Raw genomic sequence first — 1,390 nt, forward strand, 5'->3', positions numbered from 1 at the left:
CGGATTGACCCCCTAAATTTGGACACATCCTATCTTATTTTAGGTTATTCTCAAAATTTCTCGTTTTTTCTTGGCAAGAAGACAAAATCCTCTTGCCTTATACGCGAACTTCTTTGATGATTAACGATTCCGTTTGCGCTTTTTTGTAAAATTCATGCGGTGGAAGATCGAGAATACTCGAATGAATCCTTCGCTCCATCACGGCTTGATAAGCTTCTTCATAGCTGTCAAACGACATTCTTCCTAGACATTCCTCCTCCAGTAAACGATGAAACGCTTCAATATGTGCATTCATATTCGGCGTCCGTGGTGGAATCCGTTCATGTTCGATTCCAAATCGCTCACAGGCAGCTTCAAAGGTATGAGAAATAAATTGCGGGCCGTTGTCTGTCCGAATCACAGGTTTATTTGCCTGTTCAAATTGCTGACGCTTGAATAACGCTCTTTGAAGCGTCTTTACGGCATCGCTTCCTGAACAACTCAACCCAATATGGTAATCAATTACCGAACGGTCATACACATCGATGAGCGACAAAACAAAGAAAAAGCGTTCTTCTCCTTCGATATATCCGTATTTCACGTCCATTTCCCATAACTGATTCGAGCCTGTAATAATGCGATTTCGAGCGAGTTTCTTCGGATATTGAATCCGTTTCTCTCGCTGCGGACGTAGTAAGTCCATCGCTTTACACCATCGATATACTTTTTTCTTACTGATCACAAGCTGATGGTCTCTTCTTAACTGAATGGTCAGCTTGCGATATCCGTAGGCAAATCCTCCTCCCATCACAAGCTCAGAGAGCCATTCTTGGATTTGTTCGTCTGACACTTTTTCGCCAGTTGCCGTTAGAGAGTAGCCGGGTGTTGGACGTCCCCCACCTACTGTTTTCTTCTCAACTTTTCCGTTCTGCTGATAATAGTAGGTTGAGCGATTGATTTCTAGAATCTCCAATACTTTTGTAATCGGATATCCTTTCTTGATCCACTGCTCGGCTACTTCCAATTTTTCAGTAAGTGAGGGTTCTTCTTTTTTATCAAATCACGCAAAATCGCGATTTCTAAATCTTTTTCCCCTAATAGCTTCTTGAGCTGCTCGTTTTCTTCCTCCAGCCGTTTGATTTCAGCTGAAGAGGGAGAGGAAACCATTTCTTGTCCTAGTTTTCCTTCTTCATATGCCTTCACCCATCTTTGCACAAGATTCGGGCTAAGCTCGTATCTTCTAGCTACCAATGCTTTATTTCCAACTTCTAATGCTTCTTTCACCACTTGTAGCTTAAATTCCTTCGAATGTTTTCTTCGTTTCATGTACATCAAAAGCCCCCTTCATTTGGTCACTTCGATTATAAAAAACACCTTATCGAGTGTCCAAATTCATTAGGGGGCTAATGAG

The 1,390-nt window shown here is 41.9% G+C and carries 1 protein-coding gene; it reads right to left on the bottom strand.

All coding sequences use genetic code 11. The annotated features are described in order from the left end of the window. Positions 1–97: 97 nt before the first annotated feature. A protein-coding gene (locus tag AC3ASS_RS14275) for an IS3 family transposase (protein WP_488284158.1) occupies positions 98–1,305 on the bottom strand; the annotation gives its coding sequence in 2 pieces (ribosomal slippage) (positions 98–1,017 and positions 1,017–1,305; 1,209 coding nt in all). Between the last annotated feature and the right edge of the window lie 85 nt (positions 1,306–1,390).

The sequence above is a fragment of the Bacillus sp. JST-5 genome (assembly GCF_057747715.1).